Source organism: Mesorhizobium sp. M7A.F.Ca.CA.001.08.2.1 (genome assembly GCF_003998455.1).
GTDB lineage: Bacteria > Pseudomonadota > Alphaproteobacteria > Rhizobiales > Rhizobiaceae > Mesorhizobium > Mesorhizobium ciceri.
The window spans coordinates 1-1,702 of the sequence record NZ_RZPW01001040.1 but is presented as its reverse complement, the minus strand read 5'-3'; the positions used below and the strand labels follow the sequence as shown (position 1 = coordinate 1,702).

Here is a 1,702-nt window from a genome sequence, read left to right as displayed (position 1 = left end):
TGATCAGGCGAAGCAGATCAGCGCCCGTTCGACACGCGAGCGGATTTCAGCCAGCGTGAAGGGCTTCTGCACGACATCGAGGATGATGCCGTTCAATTCCTCGGCGCGCTCGCGCTGGTCGGCATAGCCGGTCATCAGCACGATCTTGATGGCGGGAAACAATGCTGCCGCCGCTATCGCCATCTCGATGCCGTCCATCTCCGGCATGCGGATATCGGAGACGACGAGATCATAGCCGCCACGCGCGGCCTGGATCAGCGCAAGCCCCTGCGCGCCATCCGCCGCGATATCGATTGTGTGCCCGGCGCGTTCAAGCGCGCGGGCGGCCAGGGTGCGGACGGACTCATCGTCCTCGACGATCAGAAGCTTTGCCATGGCCGGCATATTTGGCCGCCAAAAGTTGACTTTTCCTGAAAGCGCTGAGGATCAGCAAACCTTTTTGATGCCGCTCAGGCATCCCCTTTGACGACACCGACAAAGGGCAACTCGCGAAAGGCATGGGCTACATCCATGCCGTAGCCGACGACGAAATAGTCGGGGCAGTCGAAGCCGACATAATCGGCATTGAGTTCGGTCTGGCGGCGCATGCGCTTGTCGAGCAGCACGGCGATCGAACAGCTCTTGGCGCCCCGCGACAGCATCAGCTCCCGGGTGAAGGTCAGCGTCTTGCCCGATTCGAGAATGTCGTCGATCAGCAGCACGTCCCGGCCAGCGACCTCATTGTCGATGTCGCGCAGCACCCTCACCTCGCCGCTGCTGGTGCCGGCGCCATAGCTGGAGATGAAGATGAATTCGACCTCCGGCGACAGGCCGACATCGTGCATGGCGCGGATGAGATCTGCGGCGAAGATGAACGACCCCTTCAGCACCGAGATCACCAGGAGGTCATGGTAGTCGTGTCCGGCAATCTCCTTGGCGAGTTCGAGATTGCGCCGCGCGATCGCCGATGCAGAAAACAGGACTTCGATGTCCTTGCCGCGTACAATTGGCATTTTTCGCCCCGCTGATTTTCTTGCCTAAACGCGTTCACGCCCAGCATGTGTTGAGATTCAGGTCAGGCTGAGTCGAAAACGGTGGTTTCCGAGAACCGGAGCGGAGCGTACTGAAGTACGTGAGCACCGGAAGCGCAGGAAACCGCCGTTTGCGGCCAGTCTCACCTGAATATCAGCACACGCTATTCGGCGAAGGTGACCGATACAGTTCTTACACCGTTTCTAGGCACGTCGAGCCGGCTGGCAAAGCCGAATCTTTCGCCAGAGGCCAGCGAACGGCCGGATGTCCCCAACGTATAGCGGGTGATGTGCCCGTCATTGCCGGTCACCCGGATTTCAAGCGGCGGCAGCTGCGCCGGTTTGGCGCCGTCATTGGCGGCCTCGCCATCGACGAACAGCGCAGGGTTCGGTCCGGAAGCATCGACGCGTGACGTGACGCCCGAAATGCTGAGCGCCGACGCTTGCGCGCTGGACAGGAACGGCACCTGGCGCACCAGCGCGTGCCCGCCGGAAACCCAGAAGGCGGCCAAGGCAGCGCCGATGCCGGCGATCCAGAAGATCGGCCCGCCGCGCGAGGCTGGCGGCCGCTCCGGCGGGGCTTCGGGCTTGCGCAGCATGTCCATGCCTTCGATAGATGGCATGACGATCGCACGCGGCAGCGGCGAAACGCTTTCCACGGCAGGTGCAGGGCGCGGCATCACCACGTAATC

At 62.2% G+C, this 1,702-nt stretch carries 3 protein-coding genes; all 3 read right to left on the bottom strand.

Annotated features, from left to right (window positions below):
• Window positions 1–3: 3 nt before the first annotated feature.
• Window positions 4–375 carry a response regulator gene (locus tag EN914_RS34485; RefSeq protein ID WP_024503765.1) on the bottom strand — a complete coding sequence of 124 codons (372 nt, stop codon included), beginning with the start codon at window positions 373–375 and terminating at the stop codon, window positions 4–6.
• A 74-nt stretch (window positions 376–449) separates the two neighbouring features.
• The gene (hpt, locus tag EN914_RS34480; protein WP_024503764.1) at window positions 450–992 is read right to left on the bottom strand and encodes a hypoxanthine phosphoribosyltransferase; all 543 of its coding nucleotides are present in this window, start codon (window positions 990–992) and stop codon (window positions 450–452) included.
• A 182-nt stretch (window positions 993–1,174) separates the two neighbouring features.
• Window positions 1,175–1,702, bottom strand: a 528-nt coding sequence (locus EN914_RS34475) for a hypothetical protein (RefSeq protein WP_127389641.1), incomplete at its 5' end; no start/stop codon positions are given.